The organism is Subtercola sp. Z020 (genome assembly GCF_002931235.1).
Taxonomy (GTDB): domain Bacteria; phylum Actinomycetota; class Actinomycetes; order Actinomycetales; family Microbacteriaceae; genus Subtercola.
In genome coordinates, this window is record NZ_PSTT01000122.1 from 1 (window position 1) to 15,440 (window position 15,440).

The 15,440-nt window shown below is 70.6% G+C and carries 16 protein-coding genes; 5 read left to right on the top strand and 11 right to left on the bottom strand.

The features are described 5' to 3' along the window. Positions 1–123: 123 nt before the first annotated feature. Positions 124–585 (bottom strand): DUF4190 domain-containing protein, encoded by a 462-nt coding sequence (locus C5B96_RS15675; RefSeq protein ID WP_104246296.1) that lies wholly within the window; start codon positions 583–585, stop codon positions 124–126. 90 nt (positions 586–675) lie between these two features. Between C5B96_RS15675 and C5B96_RS15680 the strand changes: the two genes are divergently transcribed. The 3 genes from C5B96_RS15680 to C5B96_RS15690 all read left to right on the top strand — a co-directional run bounded on the left by C5B96_RS15680 (position 676) and on the right by C5B96_RS15690 (position 2,664). Continuing rightward, positions 676–1,593, top strand: coding sequence for an alpha/beta fold hydrolase (locus tag C5B96_RS15680; protein ID WP_158507211.1), 918 nt, complete (start codon positions 676–678; stop codon positions 1,591–1,593). 74 nt (positions 1,594–1,667) lie between these two features. Then, positions 1,668–2,159, top strand: a complete 492-nt coding sequence (locus C5B96_RS15685; RefSeq protein ID WP_233189246.1) for a HEAT repeat domain-containing protein — start codon at positions 1,668–1,670, stop codon at positions 2,157–2,159. Between the two features lie 55 nt (positions 2,160–2,214). Next, on the top strand, positions 2,215–2,664 hold the full coding sequence (locus C5B96_RS15690; protein ID WP_104246299.1) for a hypothetical protein: 450 nt from the start codon (positions 2,215–2,217) through the stop codon (positions 2,662–2,664). An 87-nt stretch (positions 2,665–2,751) separates the two neighbouring features. Here the strand turns inward: C5B96_RS15690 and C5B96_RS15695 are convergent, their stop codons facing one another. The 8 genes from C5B96_RS15695 to C5B96_RS15730 form a co-directional block, all read right to left on the bottom strand. After that, positions 2,752–3,435 carry an SIMPL domain-containing protein gene (locus C5B96_RS15695; protein ID WP_104246300.1) on the bottom strand — a complete coding sequence of 228 codons (684 nt, stop codon included), beginning with the start codon at positions 3,433–3,435 and terminating at the stop codon, positions 2,752–2,754. 29 nt (positions 3,436–3,464) lie between these two features. Next, complete coding sequence (locus tag C5B96_RS15700) at positions 3,465–4,958, bottom strand: M81 family metallopeptidase (protein ID WP_104246301.1); 1,494 nt, start codon at positions 4,956–4,958, stop codon at positions 3,465–3,467. Positions 4,959–4,975: 17 nt separating this feature from the next. Beyond that, complete coding sequence (gene nagB / locus C5B96_RS15705; protein WP_104246302.1) at positions 4,976–5,755, bottom strand: glucosamine-6-phosphate deaminase; 780 nt, start codon at positions 5,753–5,755, stop codon at positions 4,976–4,978. 5 nt (positions 5,756–5,760) lie between these two features. After that, on the bottom strand, positions 5,761–7,590 hold the full coding sequence (locus C5B96_RS15710) for a copper homeostasis protein CutC (RefSeq protein ID WP_369826490.1): 1,830 nt from the start codon (positions 7,588–7,590) through the stop codon (positions 5,761–5,763). Continuing rightward, positions 7,583–8,473, bottom strand: coding sequence for an amino acid ABC transporter permease (locus C5B96_RS15715; RefSeq protein ID WP_104246304.1), 891 nt, complete (start codon positions 8,471–8,473; stop codon positions 7,583–7,585). Before C5B96_RS15715 ends, C5B96_RS15710 begins: the two co-directional genes overlap by 8 nt. Next, positions 8,470–9,114: an amino acid ABC transporter permease gene (locus tag C5B96_RS15720; RefSeq protein ID WP_104246305.1), complete on the bottom strand. Its 645-nt coding sequence runs from the start codon at positions 9,112–9,114 to the stop codon at positions 8,470–8,472. The genes C5B96_RS15715 and C5B96_RS15720 overlap by 4 nt, the downstream gene beginning before the upstream one ends. Before the next feature lie 34 nt (positions 9,115–9,148). Then, positions 9,149–10,105, bottom strand: coding sequence for a glutamate ABC transporter substrate-binding protein (locus C5B96_RS15725; RefSeq protein ID WP_104246306.1), 957 nt, complete (start codon positions 10,103–10,105; stop codon positions 9,149–9,151). 69 nt (positions 10,106–10,174) lie between these two features. Then, positions 10,175–10,903: an amino acid ABC transporter ATP-binding protein gene (locus C5B96_RS15730; protein WP_104246311.1), complete on the bottom strand. Its 729-nt coding sequence runs from the start codon at positions 10,901–10,903 to the stop codon at positions 10,175–10,177. A 141-nt stretch (positions 10,904–11,044) separates the two neighbouring features. On the opposite strand from C5B96_RS15730, the gene C5B96_RS15735 reads away from it, so the two are divergent. Further along, entirely contained in the window at positions 11,045–12,217 is a 1,173-nt protein-coding gene (locus C5B96_RS15735) for an ROK family transcriptional regulator (RefSeq protein WP_104246307.1), read from the top strand. A gap of 58 nt (positions 12,218–12,275) precedes the next feature. Here the strand turns inward: C5B96_RS15735 and C5B96_RS15740 are convergent, their stop codons facing one another. Beyond that, positions 12,276–13,130, bottom strand: coding sequence for a hypothetical protein (locus C5B96_RS15740; protein ID WP_104246308.1), 855 nt, complete (start codon positions 13,128–13,130; stop codon positions 12,276–12,278). Between the two features lie 118 nt (positions 13,131–13,248). Continuing rightward, on the bottom strand, positions 13,249–13,767 hold the full coding sequence (locus C5B96_RS15745) for a toxin-antitoxin system HicB family antitoxin (RefSeq protein WP_104246309.1): 519 nt from the start codon (positions 13,765–13,767) through the stop codon (positions 13,249–13,251). Between the two features lie 178 nt (positions 13,768–13,945). Between C5B96_RS15745 and C5B96_RS15750 the strand changes: the two genes are divergently transcribed. After that, on the top strand, positions 13,946–15,440 hold a 1,495-nt coding region (locus C5B96_RS15750; protein WP_104246310.1), incomplete at its 3' end, for a phosphatase PAP2 family protein.

A 15,440-nucleotide genomic window follows, 5' to 3' on the forward strand; every position in this document is an offset into this window, starting at 1 on the left:
GCAACACCGAACGAGCCGACGCACTTGCCCCTTGGCTGAACTACTACAACACTGAACGCAACCACACCGGCATCGGAACCACACCCATCAACCGCATGTGACCAACGTCACGGCCAGGTACAGCTAGGCGCTGTACCCGGCTGAGCTGTGGCCGACGCCCGACATGCCGGCGAAGCCGGCAATGCCGAAGATCGCCACGATGAAGACGATGTACGCGATGATCGCCAGGAACACCAGCGCCGTGTACGCGTACCCGATGATCAGCCCCGCGAGTGCCAGGCCGTGACCGGCTTCCCCGGTGCGCCTGATCTGGCTGAGGGCGATGTGGCCGAGCACGATGCCGCCGATCGGCACGGTGAGCCCCAGCACGAGGGCGACGATCGCCAACGTGTTGGTGGGGGCGGCGTTCGGGTCGTGCTTCGGAACCGCGTACGGGTCGAGCGAGCCGGCGGGCGGCTGGGGCTGGTACTGCTGCGGGTACGCGGGCTGGTGCGCAGGCTCGTTCGGCTGCTGGTACTGCTGCTGGTACTGCTGCGGTGGGTACTGCTCGGTGGGCTGCGTCTGGTACGGGTTCTGATCGCTCATCGTCTGCGGCTGCTTTCGCTGGAGTACGGGTTCGTTCCCAAAGCCTAACGACCCTCAGACGGGAATACGATGGCGGCAGGGAGGCAGTCGATGGTTCGAAGGGTCGACGTCACCCCCCTGCGCGAGAATCGGCCGCCCACCATGCTCGACCTGCCGGGCGGCCGGGTGCTCGCATACCACGAGTACGGCGACCCGGCGGGCGCTGTCGTCGTGAACTGCCACGGCGGGCTGGTGAGCGGCATCGATGTCGAGTACTCCGACGATCCGGCGCGGGCGCTCGGCCTGCGCATCATCTCGCCGAACCGGCCTGGTGTGGGTGGGACGTCGAGGCGTTCGGGGCACCGGATGCTCGACTGGGCATCCGAGGACCTGAACGTTCTGCTCGAGCACCTGCAGGTCGACCGGTTCTCGGTGCTGGGCTGGTCGGAGGGCGGGCAGTACGCGCTTGCGGTCGCACACGCCTTCGCGCACCGCGTGGAGCGCGTCGCGGTGGTCGCCGGTGCTCTGCCGCTTCTCGAACCGGGCCGACTCGCCGAGCTGAACGCGAACGACCGGCGGCTGGTGAAGCTGGCGCGACGGGCTCCGCTCGTGGCGCGCGGCTACTTCCTGGGCAGCAGATGGCTCGCCCGGCTGTCGCCCCGGCTGCTCGCGTTGGTCGCTGTCTCGGCGTTGGGGCCGAGCGACTCCGAGCTGATCACGACCTACTCGAACTGGTTCGCGCGGGCGATGGCCGAGTCGGTCATCGACACGCGCGGCTCGGTCGACGAGTACCTGGCGTTCGGCTCGCCGTGGGGCTTTCGGCCCGAGGATGTCGCGGCCCCCGTCGAGGTGTTCCAGGGCGATGCCGACCGGGTGATCCCGCCCGCGTGGTCTCGCGCCCTCGTCGCGCGCCTGCCTTCAGCGACGTTGCACGAGTACCCCGACGAGGGTCACTTCATTGCGCTCACCCGCCGCGCCGAGGTGCTCTCGCACCTGGCGCCGTCGGCGAGGGGTCGCGAATCGTCGTAAGAGGGCCGGCGGGCTGACGATATGGGTCCCCTCGGGCGTGCTGAGCTCGTGAGCAGGTGGCGGGGCGGGCGCGGGTGGCGCGACGCGCGGCCTCCCTGCTGGCGGGCGGCTACGAGGGCGAGGAGTTCCTGCTCGTGGTCGGCGGCAGCCACGCCGAGGGGATCGTGCACGGCGCTCCGGCGCTGTACTGGCCGGAGGTGTGGGGCGCCCGGGCACTGCTGTACGTGTGGGATGCCGCTGCAGCCCCGACGGTGATCGCCGGCCTCGGCAACCAGTCCTGGCGGGTGCGCGAGATGTGCGCGCGGGTCTGCGCCGAGCACGGCGTCGGAACAGTCAAAGACCTGGTGCGCCGCACCACCGACGAGAACGCGCGGGTGCGCACCGCGGCCGCCCGGGCGATCGCCGTCGTGGGCGATGAGACGGGCATCCGGAGCCTCGAGGCGATGCTGCGCGACCCCGAGCGCGACGTGCGCCGGGCCGCCCAGCAGTCGCTCGCGGCTCTCCGCGAACGGCTCGGCGACAGCGACGGCGACACTGACACCGACACCGATTCAGCAGCCCCGTGAAGAACATAGTTGCCTTTGTGCAATCAGGAGGCCGAGACAACAATAGAATGGGGAGATGAGCGCGACCCAGCTTCTTCTCACCCCCCGGCAGCCTGCGCCCGCCAAGGCCGGCGCGCAGCCGAAGACCTGCCGGTTCGCGGCCGACTGCTCGTGCGTGTTCAACCGGGTCGCTCCCGCTCCGGTCGAGGCTCTGGATGCCGCGGCCTCCCCATCGCACGCCGACCTCGGCCGTGCCGTGCCCGCGACCGTGCACCTCGACGCCGCCCCGCACAACCCGGCGCTCGACGCCGAGGTCGCCGGTCTGGTGCAGCGCGGATTCACCATCGTCTCCTCCGACGCCCGGCAGATCGTGCTGCAGCGCCGCCGCCGTATTCCGTTCTGCGTCAACGTGGCGCTGGTCGCGGCGACCGTGGGGCTCTGGGCGATCCAGATGGCGTGGCGCTCACGTCACCCCCGCATCGAGACCGTGACGCTGACGCTCAACCCGGGTTCCGCTCCCGCCTGAGCGCTGAGCTCCCGCCGGCCCGAACACCGTCGCGCGCCACCGGCGACGAGCACCGAGGCAAACGAGCGACCGGCGGCGGTACCCGGTTCAGGAGGCCGCGAACCGCGCGTGCACCCGCGCAGCCACGGTGATCTGCTCGGGTTTGAGGTCGATGCCGCCACCGGTGTCTCCACCGGGAGCCTTGCGCGCGGCCATCAGCGCGAGCCCGCCCGCCGCAGCAGCCGCACCCGCCCCCTCACCCCCGTCGCCGCCCAGCAGGCCCGGGTCGGCGAGTGCGAGCGGCCGCACCGTCGCCAGGCCGAGGCTCTCGGCGTAGGCGGTGGCGCGCTCGACCGCGTTCCGCACCGCGCCGTGCCGCGCCTCCGCCGACACCCTCGAAGCGGTCGCCTCGGTCAGCGCCCACGTGACGTCGAAGACCGTGACCCCACTCTCGGCCGCCACCGTCTCGACCCACGTCGCGAGCGCTTCGAGGTCGGCGAACGTCACTTCCAAGTGCGCCGAGGTGTGCTGCATGGGTTCGAGCTGCACCCCGTTCTGGTTCCAGGGGCGCTCGCTCCAGACGCGCACCCGGTCGGCCGACCACCGGGTGACGGCGCCCTCGGTTTCGAGCCGCTGCGCCTGCCCGGCGAGCGCATGGTGCAGGTCGCCGGTCGAGACCAGCACGGCGGCCCTGTCAGGGCCCTCGAAGCCCGCAGCCAGCGAGACGGTGCCGCGCTCGGCGGCATGCTCGATCTCGAAGAACCCTTCGACGGTGATGATCGTGTCTGTCATGCCAGCACCCTACTGCCCAGCCCCGACCCTCACTCGAAGAGCCGGGCCCCCAGATCGGGATCGGGCATCCCCGGGTCGAACGGATACATCGGCCGCTCGATGCGGTTGTGCCCCAGCCGCACGATGTGCTGGTCGACACCACCCGGTGTCAGCGCCAGGATCCAGCCGCGCGCCATGTCGAACAGCTCCGGCTCGAGGTAGCCGATCTTCACGATGACGATGTCCGCGCTCCGCGGGTCGAGCCCGAGATCGGTGAAGTCGTGCTCGTAGTGGTACGGCTTCCGCTCGGCCGTGAGAATCACGAAGACGCTCCCCGTGCGCACGACCACCTCGGTGCGGGCGTCGGCGTCGCCCTGGCGGATGCTGTGCACCACCCCGCTCAGTTCGACCGGCCCGGCGTGCCGATCGTCGACCTCTGCCCCCACCGTCACGGTCACCGGGGCGCCGAGGCCGGCCGCGACCGCCGCATCGACAGCAGCCGGAGCCGGCACAGAGGCATACAGAACGACCGGGCCTGACGGCGACACGAACTCCGGCCGCGCCAACAGCTCGCGGAGCCCCCAGGTCACGTCGCCCGCTCCCCCGGCCGTGGGGTTGTCACCCGAGTCGCTGATGAAGAAGGGCCGGTCGGCGCTTCTGAGGGCGGCATCGAGCGCGCCGTGGTAGGTGTCTGTCGGAGCGACGAACTCGAACCGCTCTCGCGCCGACCAGAAGGCGCCGGCGAGCTCTTCTGCCGCCGAGGCGACCGCCTCCCGATCGGGGCCGGTGACCACCACGGCCGCCCGGTTGCGTGGTTCGTCGGCCCACGCGTAGCCGACCCAGAGACCGGCATCGAGGATGCCCGGCCGCTGTTCGATCTCGGCGACCAGCCCGTAGAGCCCCGCGGCCGGCTCCAGCCGCGTCGACGTCTTCTCTCCCGGCAGCAGCACGGGCACGGGAATCCACGCCTTCACCGGCCGCGGCCCACCCGCACCGAGCAGGTCGACGAGGTTCTGCACGGCCCGCTCCTTCGTCTGGGCCGTGTCGACGTGCGGGGCCGTGCGGTCGGTGGTGAGGAGGTCGGCCGACTCCACGAGGCTGGCCGAGACGTTGCCGTGCAGGTCCATCGAGGCGGAGACGAGGGTATCGGGGCCGATGACCGCCCTGATGCGCCGCAGCAGCTCCGCCTCGGGGTCGTCGATGCCGTCGACGCTCATCGCGCCGTGGATGTCGAAGTACAGCCCGTCGAGCGGCGGCATGTCGCGGAGTCGCTCGACGATCTCGTCGGCGAGCTCGTCGAAGGTGGCTGCCGACAGGATGCCGCCGGGCAGCGCCTTGCCGGTGAGCGCCGGCAACCAGGTGGCGGCCTCCCGAAGCGGCCGGCCCGGTGCGAGAAAGGCGTAGCCCTCGAACACCTCCGCGCCCCGCCGTTGCAGAAAGGCCGAGGCCGGCGTGCGGGCCGGCGAGAAGGAACTCGATTCGATGGCGAGGCCGGCGATCGCGATGATCGGCCGACGCGATGTCGACGACTCTGGTGCTGGCATCCGGTGCCCTCCTTCGGCTACAGGCCCTGCCAGGCCGGCTTGTTCGCGAACACGTACTCGTAGAACGACCGGTCGGCGAGGCGGGAGGCCGCCTGGTCGTCGACGATCACCGTACAGTGCGGATGCAGGTGGATGGCCGTGGCCGGCACCCGCGCGCTCAGCGGCCCTTCGAGCGCGAGCGCGACCGCCTCGGCCTTCGCCTCCCCGAAGGCGAGCAGCACGAGGTGGCGGGCTTCGAGAATGGTGCCGAGCCCCTGCGTGAGCGCATGCCGCGGCACCTCGTCGATCGACGCGAAGAACCGCGCGTTGTCCTCCCGCGTCTGCGGGGTGAGGGTCTTCACCCGTGTGCGAGAGGCGAACGACGACCCCGGCTCGTTGAAGCCGATGTGCCCGTCGCTGCCGATACCGAGCAGTTGCAGGTCGATGCCGCCGGCCTTCCGGATGGCCTCGTCGTACTCGAGCGCGGCGCGTTCGAGGTCGGCCGCCTGACCGTCGGGCACCCGCACGAGGCTCGGGGTGAGGCCGAGCGGCAGCGTGACCTGGTTCTGGATGATGCTGTGGTAGCTCTCGGGATGGTCGCGGTCGATTCCCACGTACTCGTCGAGGGCGAAGGCCCGCACCCTCGAGACGTCGCGCCCGGCCAGCCTCGTGCGGAGGTCGTCGTACACCGGGAGGGGCGTGGAGCCCGTCGCGACACCGAGCACGGCGTCGGGCCGGGCCCCGAGCAGGTCGGCGATGGCCGTTCCGGCCAGCCGCCCTGCGTCTTCGGGGGTGGGAACGATGATGATCTCGGCCATGGCTGTCAGCTCTCGGGGTGGTGGGCGGCGAAGGCGGCGATGGATGCCGCGGGCTCCGGTTCGGCGAGCAGGTCGTCGAGCATCCACCCGTCGGGGGTGCCGGGGCGCCCCGCCGCGCGGTAGGCGAGAACGGAGGCGCCGATGCGGCTGCCCGACGTGCCGAGCACGCTGGTCTCGACCGGCGGCGCTGCCCGCCACGCGAGCGAGTCGGCGAGCTGCCGGCGCACCGGTTCGAGCAGCGCGTCGCCGGCGCGCGAGACGCCGCCGGTCAGCACGATCACAGCGGGGTCGAGCAGCATCGTGACGGTCTTCAGTCCGAGCGCTAGGGCCTCGATGCCGTCAGCCCAGACGCGGTCGGCGAGCGGATCGGCGCCGAGGCGGCCGACGATCCCGGCGGCCGAGAGAGGCACGGTGGCCTGCCCGGCCACCTCACTCGCCGCCGCGTACCGCCGGGCGAGCCCGGCACCCGACATGTAGACCTCGAGGCAGCCGCGCTGCCCGCAGGTGCAGGCTTCCCCGTGCGGCAGGGCGGGGATGTGCCCGAGCTCGCCGGCCGCGGTGAGATGGCCGACGACGGGTGTGTCGTCGCTCAGCACGGCAGCGGCGACACCGGTACCGATCGCGACGAGCACCGAGTTCGACGCCCCCGCCGCTGCCCCGAACAGCGCCTCGGCAAGCCCGGCCGCGCGCACGTCGTGGCCGATGGCGACGGGCACACCGAGGTCGCCGGCGAGCAACGCCCCGAGGGGAACGTCGCTCCAGGCGAGGGTGGAGGCGTAGCGCACGACGCCGGTCGACGGCTCGATGATGCCGGGCGTGACCACCCCGGCACCGAGGATGCTCCAGCCGTCGGCGGCGGCGTGCCCGGCGAGCTGGCGCAGCAGGTGGCGCACCCGGTCGAGCGATTCGGTGCCGCCCGAACCGGCGCCCACGGTCTCGGCGAGAACGATGCGGCCGCTCTCGTCGACGACAGCGCCCTTGAGGTTGGTGCCCCCGATGTCGAGGGCGAGAACGGCGTCGCGGGACGCACGGGCGGGTTCGGTGGCCCGCGACGCGGAGACCGCAGCGAGCATCCGCTCGACGAGCTCCGGGTCGGTTCGAAGGGTTCCGTCACCGCGCGGCGAGACGGACTGCGCCCGCAGATGCACCTCGGTCGCGCCCGTCTGTTCGAGCAGCGCCCCCACGTTGCCGGGTCGCACGCCGCCGCCCACGAGCATCCGCGGGCCGGAGGAGGCAGCCGACCTCGCGACCAGCTGGGCCAGCGCTTCTGCGCCCTGTTCTGCCGTCGCCCGACCGCCCGAGCTCAGGATGCGCACCACACCCAATTCGGCCAGCGCGTCGTAGCTCGCCGCCAGGTCGCGCGTCGCGTCGAACGCCTTGTGGAAGGTGACCGGCAGGTCGCCCGTCGCACTGATCAACCGGCGCATGGCGTCGAGGTCGACGGTGCCGTCGGCGGTCAGCGCGCCCAGTACGACCCCGACGCGGTCGCCGGCAGCAGCATCCGCGACACCCGAGGCAGCGGAACCAGCGGCGGCATCGGCGGCAGCGGCGGCGGCGGCGATCTGCTGCAGGTCGAGGCACATCACGTCGATCTCGGCCGGCGAGTACACGAAGTCTCCCCCGCGCGGCCGCACCATCACCTGCACACCGATCGAATCCGTCTGCCGCAGCACGGCCTCGAGCAGGCCCCGGCTGGGCGTCGTACCGCCCACGCCGAGGTCGGCGCAGAGCTCGACGCGCTGGGCGCCGGCCCGCTCGGCCACGAGGGCACCGTCGAGATCGTCGATGCAGATCTCGACCGCGATCGAAGCGGGGCGATCAGGTCGTTCAGAGATGGTGCGGCTCCTTGGTGTCTGTCACGGGAACGCCCACGACGGGGATGCTGGTGGTCGGCTCGGCGAGGCTCCGCTTGCCCGGGCGACGACGCAGTCGCGAAGCCAGTGTGGAGAGAGCCCCGTTGAACACCAGGTAGATCAGGGTGACGACGACGAACGTCGGGATCAGGAAGTGGTTGTAGGCCGCGAGCACCTGGCCGCGGTAGAGCAGCTCGGTGAACGCCACGATGTAGCCGAGCGACGTGTCCTTCACTAGACTGACGAGCTGCGTGACGAGCGACGGCGTCACGAACCGCAGCGCCTGCGGCAGCACGACGAGCCGCATGGCCTGGCCACGGGAGAGCCCGAGGCTCACGGCAGCCTCGGTCTGACCGGCGGGCAGGCCCAGGATGCCCGCCCGGATGATCTCGGCGAAGGCCGCCGCGTTGGCGATCGTGAGCGGGATGACGAGCTTCCACAGCAGCGGGAAGTTCAGGCCGAGCTGCGGCAGCCCGAAGAGCATCAGGTAGATCAGAAGCAGCACCGGAATGGTGCGCGCGATCTCGATGTAGGCCGTGCTGATCCCGTGCAGCACGCGGTTGCGACTCAGCCGACCGAGCGCCAGCAGCAGGCCGAAGGCACCGCCGAGCACCGCGACGAGGGCAGCAGCCTGCACGGTGCCCCAGAGACCCACGAGCAGGTACTGCCAGATACCGGCGGTGAGGAAGGGCGACCACCGGTCGGCGTCGAGCTGCCCGTGCGAGCCGAACTGCACGCCAGCGGCGACCACCACGGCCACCACGACGACGACGGCGACGATCGACCAGAGGCGGATGGCGCGGCGGGTGCGCGGCCCTGGCTCGTCGTAGAGGGAGGGCGTGTGCTCTGACGGGGAGGCACTCATCGCTTGATCGCCACTCTCTTCTCGATTCGGCCGGCGCTGAGCCCGATGACCAGGGCGAGCGCCATGTAGATGAGGCCCGCCACCGTGAAGATCAGGATGGGCTGCGCCTCGACGAGGTTCAGCTTGTTCGCCTCAGCGGTCAGTTCGACGACCCCGACCGCGGCGGCCAGTGCGGTGTTCATCGTCAGGGCGATCATCACGTTGCCGATCGGCTGCACCGCCGCGCGCAGCGCCTGCGGCACCACCACCAGCCGCAGCGTCTGCACCAGGGTGAACCCGAGCGCCCTGCTCGCCTCGATCTGGCCGCTGCCGACAGTGTTCACCCCGCTGCGGATCGCCTCGGCCACGTAGGCGGCCTCGTAGAGCGCGAGCACGATGATGGCGGTCGGCGTGAGCGGCAGCAGCAGCCCGGCGTCGGGCAGCGCGAAGACCGCGAGGATGAGGAGGACCAGCAGAGGCACGTTCACGAAGAACTGCACATACGCGAACGCGATACCGCGCAGCACCGGGATGGGGCTGATGCGCGCCGCCGTCACGACTGTTCCGAGAACGAGTGCTGCGACGCCGGCGATCACCGCCATCATGACCGTGGTGCCGAGCGCAGACAGCAGTGGCGCTGCGCTGTCGACGAAGATGTTCATCGTGATCCTCTGCTGGTCGATCCCCTCACCGTGTTCAGGAACCGGGAACGGATCCGATGGCGGGCGGCGTCGGGGTCGACGACTCGACGGCTGAGCCGAGGGTCGCGTCCCAGACCTTCGCCCAGTCGCCGTTGGCCTCGATCTTCGTCAACCAGTCGTTGATGAAGGTCTTGAACGCCGTGTCGCCGTTCTTGAGTCCGATGCCGTACGACTCGGTGGTGAAGGGCTGGCCGACGACCTTGATGGCCGAGTTGGAGGCAGCGTCGCTGGCGAGCAGCGTGAAGTCCTGCACGTAGGCGTCGCCGCGACCCTGGGTGAGCGCCTGAACGGCCTCGGGGTCGGTGGCGAAACTCACGAGTTCGGCGCTCGGCTGCTTCTCGGGAACCGCGGTCACGGCCGGCGTGTTCGCGCCGACGATGACTTTTTTGCCGGCCAAATCGTCGATGCCCTGGATGTCGCTGTTGTCGCTCTTGACGGCGACAGCCAGCCCCGACTGGAGGTAGGGCCCGGCGAAGTCGACCTGTTCGTCACGCTGGGTCGTGATCGTGTAGGTGTTGAACACGACGTCGACGGTGCCGTTCTGCAGGAGGGCCTCGCGGGTCTCAGAGGCGGGCGGGATGATCTCCACGTTGGGTTCGCCGAGAATGTAGATCGCGAGCAGTTTCGCAAGATCTGCGTCGAAACCCTCGACGTCGTCGGGGCTCGACGGGTTCTGCTGCGAGAGCAGGGGAGCATCGAGCGCCTCTGCGACGACGAGCTTGCCGCGCGCCTTGATCGCGGCCATCGTCGAGTCGGGCAGCAGGGCTGCAGCGTCGGCGACGACGGCGTTGTCGTAGACCGACGACAGGCTGTCGGCGGCCGCCGACGCGGTGGGGTCTGCCCCCGGAACGGCAGAGCTGTCCGACGCGCATCCGCTGAAGGCGAGAGCCGCGGTGACGGTGATGGCGAGCAGGGGAACGCCCCTCTGGAGTGTCTTTCGTGTGCTGGGCACGGATGGTACCTTTCTGTTCTTTCGGTGCGGGGTCAGGGGTGGAAGGCTGTGCGGCGGGCGCCGCCGCGGTCAGTGCGGCAGGATCTTCGACAGGAACGCCTGCGCGCGCGGGCTGGCGGCGTTGTCGAAGAAGGTGGCAGGCGAGCTCTGCTCGACGATGCGCCCGTCGTCCATGAAGATGACGCGGTCGGCCGCACGGCGGGCGAACCCCATCTCGTGCGTGACGACGACCATGGTCAGGCCCTCGCTCGCGAGCGACGTCATCACGTCGAGCACCTCGCTGACCATCTCGGGGTCGAGCGCGCTGGTCGGTTCGTCGAAGAGCATCACCTTCGGCTTCATGGCGAGCGCCCGGGCGATCGCCGCGCGCTGCTGCTGGCCTCCCGAGAGCTGGGCCGGGAACCGGTCGGCCTTGTCGGCGATACCGACACGGTCGAGCAGGGCGAGGCCCTCGCTGCGGGCCTGGCTGCGCGAGACACCGAGAACCTTCATCGGGGCCAGCGTCACGTTGTCGAGGATCGTGCGGTGGGCGAAGAGGTTGAAGGACTGGAAGACCATTCCCACCTCGGCGCGCAGGCGGGCGAGCGCCTTGCCCTCCGCCGGCAGCTCGACGCCGTCGACCGCGATCGTGCCCGAAGTGATGGTCTCGAGCCGGTTGATGCAGCGGCAGAGCGTGGATTTGCCCGACCCCGACGGGCCGACGACGACGACGACTTCCCGCGGGGCGATCGAGAGGGTGACGTCTTTGAGCACGTGGTGCGACCCGAAGTGCTTCTGCACGTCGGTCAGCTGAACCATCGCCGTGCCCGTACCGGTGGAGGAGGGAGCCACTGTTGCCGCCTTGGGGTCGAATTCTCTCGTCATTGAAATCAAACTAACAATCCATTGTTGCATCTATATTTCGAGGAACTTTGTTTGATTATGGAATAAGGTTCGACCATGGCCTCCCGCTCCCCCGCATCGTACGAACGCTTCTCGGCGCAGAATCTGGTCGTGCTGGCACCGCTGCGCGCCGGGCTGGCAGATTCCAAGGCAGAACTGGCCAAGCTCACCGGCCTGTCACCGTCGACCGTCGCGGCGCGCGTCGACGAGCTGATCGGGCTCGGCCATGTCGTCGAAGTGGGCGACGGCGTCTCCCGGGGCGGGCGCCGCCCCCGGCGGCTGGCACTGCGACGCGACGCGGGAATCGTCGGCTGTGTCGACCTCGGTATCGACCGCACCTCGATCGGCCTGGTCGACTTCTCGGGGGAGCTGGTCTCCCGCAGCGACATCCACCTCGACATCGCCGAGGGCCCCGACCGGGTGCTCGGCCGCGTGTGGGACGAATGCCAGAAGCTCGTCGCGGCCGACGAGCGCCACGCCCGCCTGTTCCTCCGCGGGCTCTCGGTGGGTGTGCCCGGGCCCGTCTCACGGGTCGACGGCCGGGTCATCGCTCCGTCTCGCATGCCCGGCTGGAACGGTGTCGATGTCGCCCGTCTGCTCGGCGACATCAGCGGCGTTCCGGTACTCGTCAACAACGATGCCAACCTGATGGCGCTCGGCGAGTTCGCCTCGGGTGACCGTAGCCAGCCCGACCAGGTGTTCGTGAAGGCCGGCTCGGGAATCGGCTGTGGAATCATCGCGCGCGGCGAGCTCTTCGTCGGCAGCCGCGGGGCGGCCGGAGACATCAGCCACGTGGCGGTTCTCGACGCGGCCCCGGTGCCGTGCTCCTGCGGGCGGGTCGGCTGTCTGGACGCCCTGGCGAGCGGCAACGCGCTCGTGCGGGAAATGCAGAACTCCGGCAGGGAGGTGCCGAACGTCGAGGCGATGATCGCTCTCGCCCGAGATGCCGACCCGGTCGCCACCCGGCTTCTGCGGGAGGCCGGAACGATGACGGGCGGAGTGCTCGCGACCATCGTCAACTTCTTCAACCCCGACCGCCTGGTCATCGGCGGCGTTCTCAGCCAGTCCGAGGTCTTCGTGGCCGGCGTGCGATCCACGCTCTACGCGGAGTGCCTGCCCATGGCCACCGGCGACCTCACTATCGCCACCCCGGCTCGGCCCGACGACTGCGGGCTGCTGGGTGCGGGCACGGCGTTCCTCGACCGGATGTTCTCCGAACAGGGGGTCTGAGGGCGGTTCCGGCCGGCGGCGACGGCTGCGGCGGCAGCGGCAGCGACGGCGGCAGCGGCTACCCCACGATCGCCGGCGTCGCCCGCCGGATCAGGATGTCGCCCACCGTGGTGCGCATCCGCAGTTCGACCGTGCCCGACGCGCCCCCCGGACCGTTCTCTGCGGTGAGTTCGTTCCGCACGACGCCCTGCTTCGAGGCGGCGTCGATCCAGGCGGCGGTGCCGAGGGGAACGCCGACGTCGATTCCCGCGTAGCCGTTCTCGAGCCGCAGGGTTCCCCGGGTGGCCTCGCCGATGTGGATCGCCCCGTGAGCCGTGCGGATGCTCGCGTTCCCGCCCGCGCGCCCGACGGCGATGCTGCCCGACGTGCGAGCGTCGATGCTGCCGTCGACGGCGCCGAGTTCGATCGCTCCGTGCGACCCGCGGATGTCGGCGCCTCCGTGCACGTGGCCGATCCGCAGGCGGCCGTGCCCGAACGTGAGGTCGAGCGAGCCGTCGACATCGCCGACCTCGACCTCGCCGTACGGCGCCTTCAGCCGGAGCGCCGCGGTGTGCTCGATGCGCACGTCGCCGTAGTTCGCAGTGATGTCGCTCTCGCCGAGCGCGCCCCGCACGCGGATGGCCCCGTACGACGAGACGAAGCTCGCCCGCGATCCGGTCGGCACCGCGATTCTGACATCGACGCTGTCGCCCGGGCCGAACAGGGAGAGCCGTCTCGGAACGACGACGGTGAGTCGCCCGCCGTCGAACCGCACGGTCGTCTCCTTCGCCAGCGAGACGTCGCCGGCTCGACCCGGCCGGCTCGGGAGAACGTCGACGCGGGTGTCGCCGCGCTGCTCGGCGGTGACGTCGAGGCTGCCGACCGGAAGGATCACATCGATGTCGATGGGGGTGGGAGTGGGATAGAGGGTCATGGTCTGCTTCTTTCAGGCGTGTTCGATCGCCCCCGCGGGTGCGGGGGTGTTCTCGGGAGGGTCGGCCGGAGGCCGGTTCAGGCGGGCCGGCGGGAGGCCGGCCCCGGTGGGCGCCCGGTCAGCGCGCCCATCCGGTGAAGGAGTTGCCTGCACGGGTCTCGCGCCCGGCGCGTCTCGACGACGGTTCGAGTGCGTCGGCGACCGCTCGCACCAACCAGGTGTTCACCGAGAGGCCGTCGTGCGCAGCGGCCCGTTCGACCCGGGCCTTCAGCTGGTCGGGAAGCCGCAGCGTGGTGCGCGAGGTCGAACTGTCGTCTGCGGCTGTCGTCGGCTCCCGGGGTGCGGGCTGGTGCGAGGTCGACTCGAGCGCACCCGGTTCTGCGAAGGCGGGTGGGGGTGCGAGGGTGACACTGAACTCCGGGTCGCGGCCGCGGAGTCGCACCTCCACGGAGCCGGGGGCGATCTCGCGCGTGATCTCGCCCGCCGCGTCACTGAGCGCTTCGAGCAGCACCAGCCGCATCGCCGGGTCGAGCGCCGAACTGAGCTGTTCGGCGACGGCCCGGGCATCCTCTCCCCCGCTGGAGGCGACGGAGGCCAGCTGGTGCCGGAGGTCGGAGAGGTAACGGTCGATCTGCATGACACCACTATGACACCACTCTGGTGTCATGTCAATGGCGGCCGGTCCGAATTCCTTCGAGCTCTCTCAGCAGCCGTTCACCGAGGGTCCACAGGGCGTTGGCCGCCGCGCCACACCGCGTTCGTAGTCTCGCCTCGTCTCACGCTCCGTTCGAACAACCCGAGAGGAGAGTCTCGGCATGCGCCGGTCATCTCATCGAATCACCACACTCGCCGTCGCGTCGGCGATCGCTGCCACCGTAGCCCTGGCGACCCCCACCGCGGCCAGTGCCGCGGAGACCTACCCGAGCGACTCCACGCCGCCCGACCTGATCGCTCTGCTGCAGGGCTACAACTCCTTCTGGACATCCGACGGGAAGAACGACTTGCACGGCACCGTCGAGACCCCCGGCATCCTCGCGCAGAACGACGCGCTGACCGTCTGGATCAACACGCACGCGACGAAGGCCGAGCAACTGCTCGCCCTGCAGGACGCGGAGTACCAGAACGCCGACAACACGGCCTACGACCAGTCCGTCACCGTCTCCACCGGCCTCGGTTCCGTGCTCGGCCCGCTCTACGTGAAGGGCCGCCAGAACGGCGACCTGCCGCTCACCAGCGCCCTCATCAACAGCTCGAACGGTTCGAGCGGCGCCTACGTCGGCACCGGCGCGGCGAAAGCGAACTTCAGCTACCCGCGACCCTACGTTCCGACCGACCCGACCACCCCCGCGACGGCCGGCGACGACGCGGCCTGCGCGCCCACGACGGTGAACGCCTCCTCGCTGACCGAGAACCGGGTCGGCACCACGAGCGCCAAAGCGAACGGCAACCTCGACATCGTTCGCGTGCCCGCCGTCGTCGACACCACGCACCAGTTCGCGCCCACCGACGTCGCCCTGTCGGCCGGCTACGGCAGCGTCGGCATCTGCACCGGCGGATCGTTCCCGAGCGGTCACACCACAACGGCCTACCAGGCCGGGATCACGCTCGCGACCCTCCTCCCCGAGCTCGCACCCGAGATCCTCGCTCGCGCGTCGGAAGCCGGCAACGACCGCATCGTGCTCGGCGTGCACTACCCGCTCGACATCGTCGGCGGTCGCATCGACGGCGAGGCCGCTCTCGCCGAACGGTGGAGTGACGAGAAGTACCGCACAGAGGTGCTGGAGCCAGCCCGCGCCGAGCTCGTCGCCTATCTCGAGAAGGCGTCGGGCGCCACGCTCGCCGACGACATCGCCACCCAGACCCCCTACCGCTCCGACCCGTACGGCGGAGAGGCGATTCCGGGTGGCACCGCCCAGGTCGTCACCGACCGGGCCTCGGCCGTCGCGACGTTCACCGAGCGCACCACCTACGGTTTTCCGCAGACCGGCAAGACCGGCCTGGCCGCATCCGTTCCCGATGGCGCTGAGAACCTGCTTCTCACCGCCTTCCCGACGCTCACAGACGCGCAGCGCACGTCGGTGCTCGCGCAGACGGAACTCGAGTCGGGCTATCCCCTCGACGGAACCGGAACAGCGGCCGGTTCGTGGCAGCGCCTCGACCTCGCCGCCGCCACCAGCGCGACGGTGCAGCTCGCGGCCGACGGCTCCGTGTCGGTCGTCTCGGTCGGCGGCAGCGCCGCCGTTCTGCCGGTCGCGCCCCCGACCCCGACCCCGACGGCGACTCCCGCCCCCACCCCGACCGCACCGGTCA

Bases quoted from the DNA above. Each gene is read 5' to 3' on its own strand.
- C5B96_RS15675 (WP_104246296.1), bottom strand. From the start codon at position 585: ATGAGCGATCAGAACCCGTACCAGACGCAGCCCACCGAGCAGTACCCA.
- C5B96_RS15680 (WP_158507211.1), top strand. From the start codon at position 676: ATGGTTCGAAGGGTCGACGTCACCCCCCTGCGCGAGAATCGGCCGCCC.
- C5B96_RS15690 (WP_104246299.1), top strand. From the start codon at position 2,215: ATGAGCGCGACCCAGCTTCTTCTCACCCCCCGGCAGCCTGCGCCCGCC.
- C5B96_RS15695 (WP_104246300.1), bottom strand. From the start codon at position 3,435: ATGACAGACACGATCATCACCGTCGAAGGGTTCTTCGAGATCGAGCAT.
- C5B96_RS15700 (WP_104246301.1), bottom strand. From the start codon at position 4,958: ATGCCAGCACCAGAGTCGTCGACATCGCGTCGGCCGATCATCGCGATC.
- nagB (WP_104246302.1), bottom strand. From the start codon at position 5,755: ATGGCCGAGATCATCATCGTTCCCACCCCCGAAGACGCAGGGCGGCTG.
- C5B96_RS15715 (WP_104246304.1), bottom strand. From the start codon at position 8,473: ATGAGTGCCTCCCCGTCAGAGCACACGCCCTCCCTCTACGACGAGCCA.
- C5B96_RS15720 (WP_104246305.1), bottom strand. From the start codon at position 9,114: ATGAACATCTTCGTCGACAGCGCAGCGCCACTGCTGTCTGCGCTCGGC.
- C5B96_RS15730 (WP_104246311.1), bottom strand. From the start codon at position 10,903: ATGGTTCAGCTGACCGACGTGCAGAAGCACTTCGGGTCGCACCACGTG.
- C5B96_RS15735 (WP_104246307.1), top strand. From the start codon at position 11,045: ATGGCCTCCCGCTCCCCCGCATCGTACGAACGCTTCTCGGCGCAGAAT.
- C5B96_RS15740 (WP_104246308.1), bottom strand. From the start codon at position 13,130: ATGACCCTCTATCCCACTCCCACCCCCATCGACATCGATGTGATCCTT.
- C5B96_RS15745 (WP_104246309.1), bottom strand. From the start codon at position 13,767: ATGCAGATCGACCGTTACCTCTCCGACCTCCGGCACCAGCTGGCCTCC.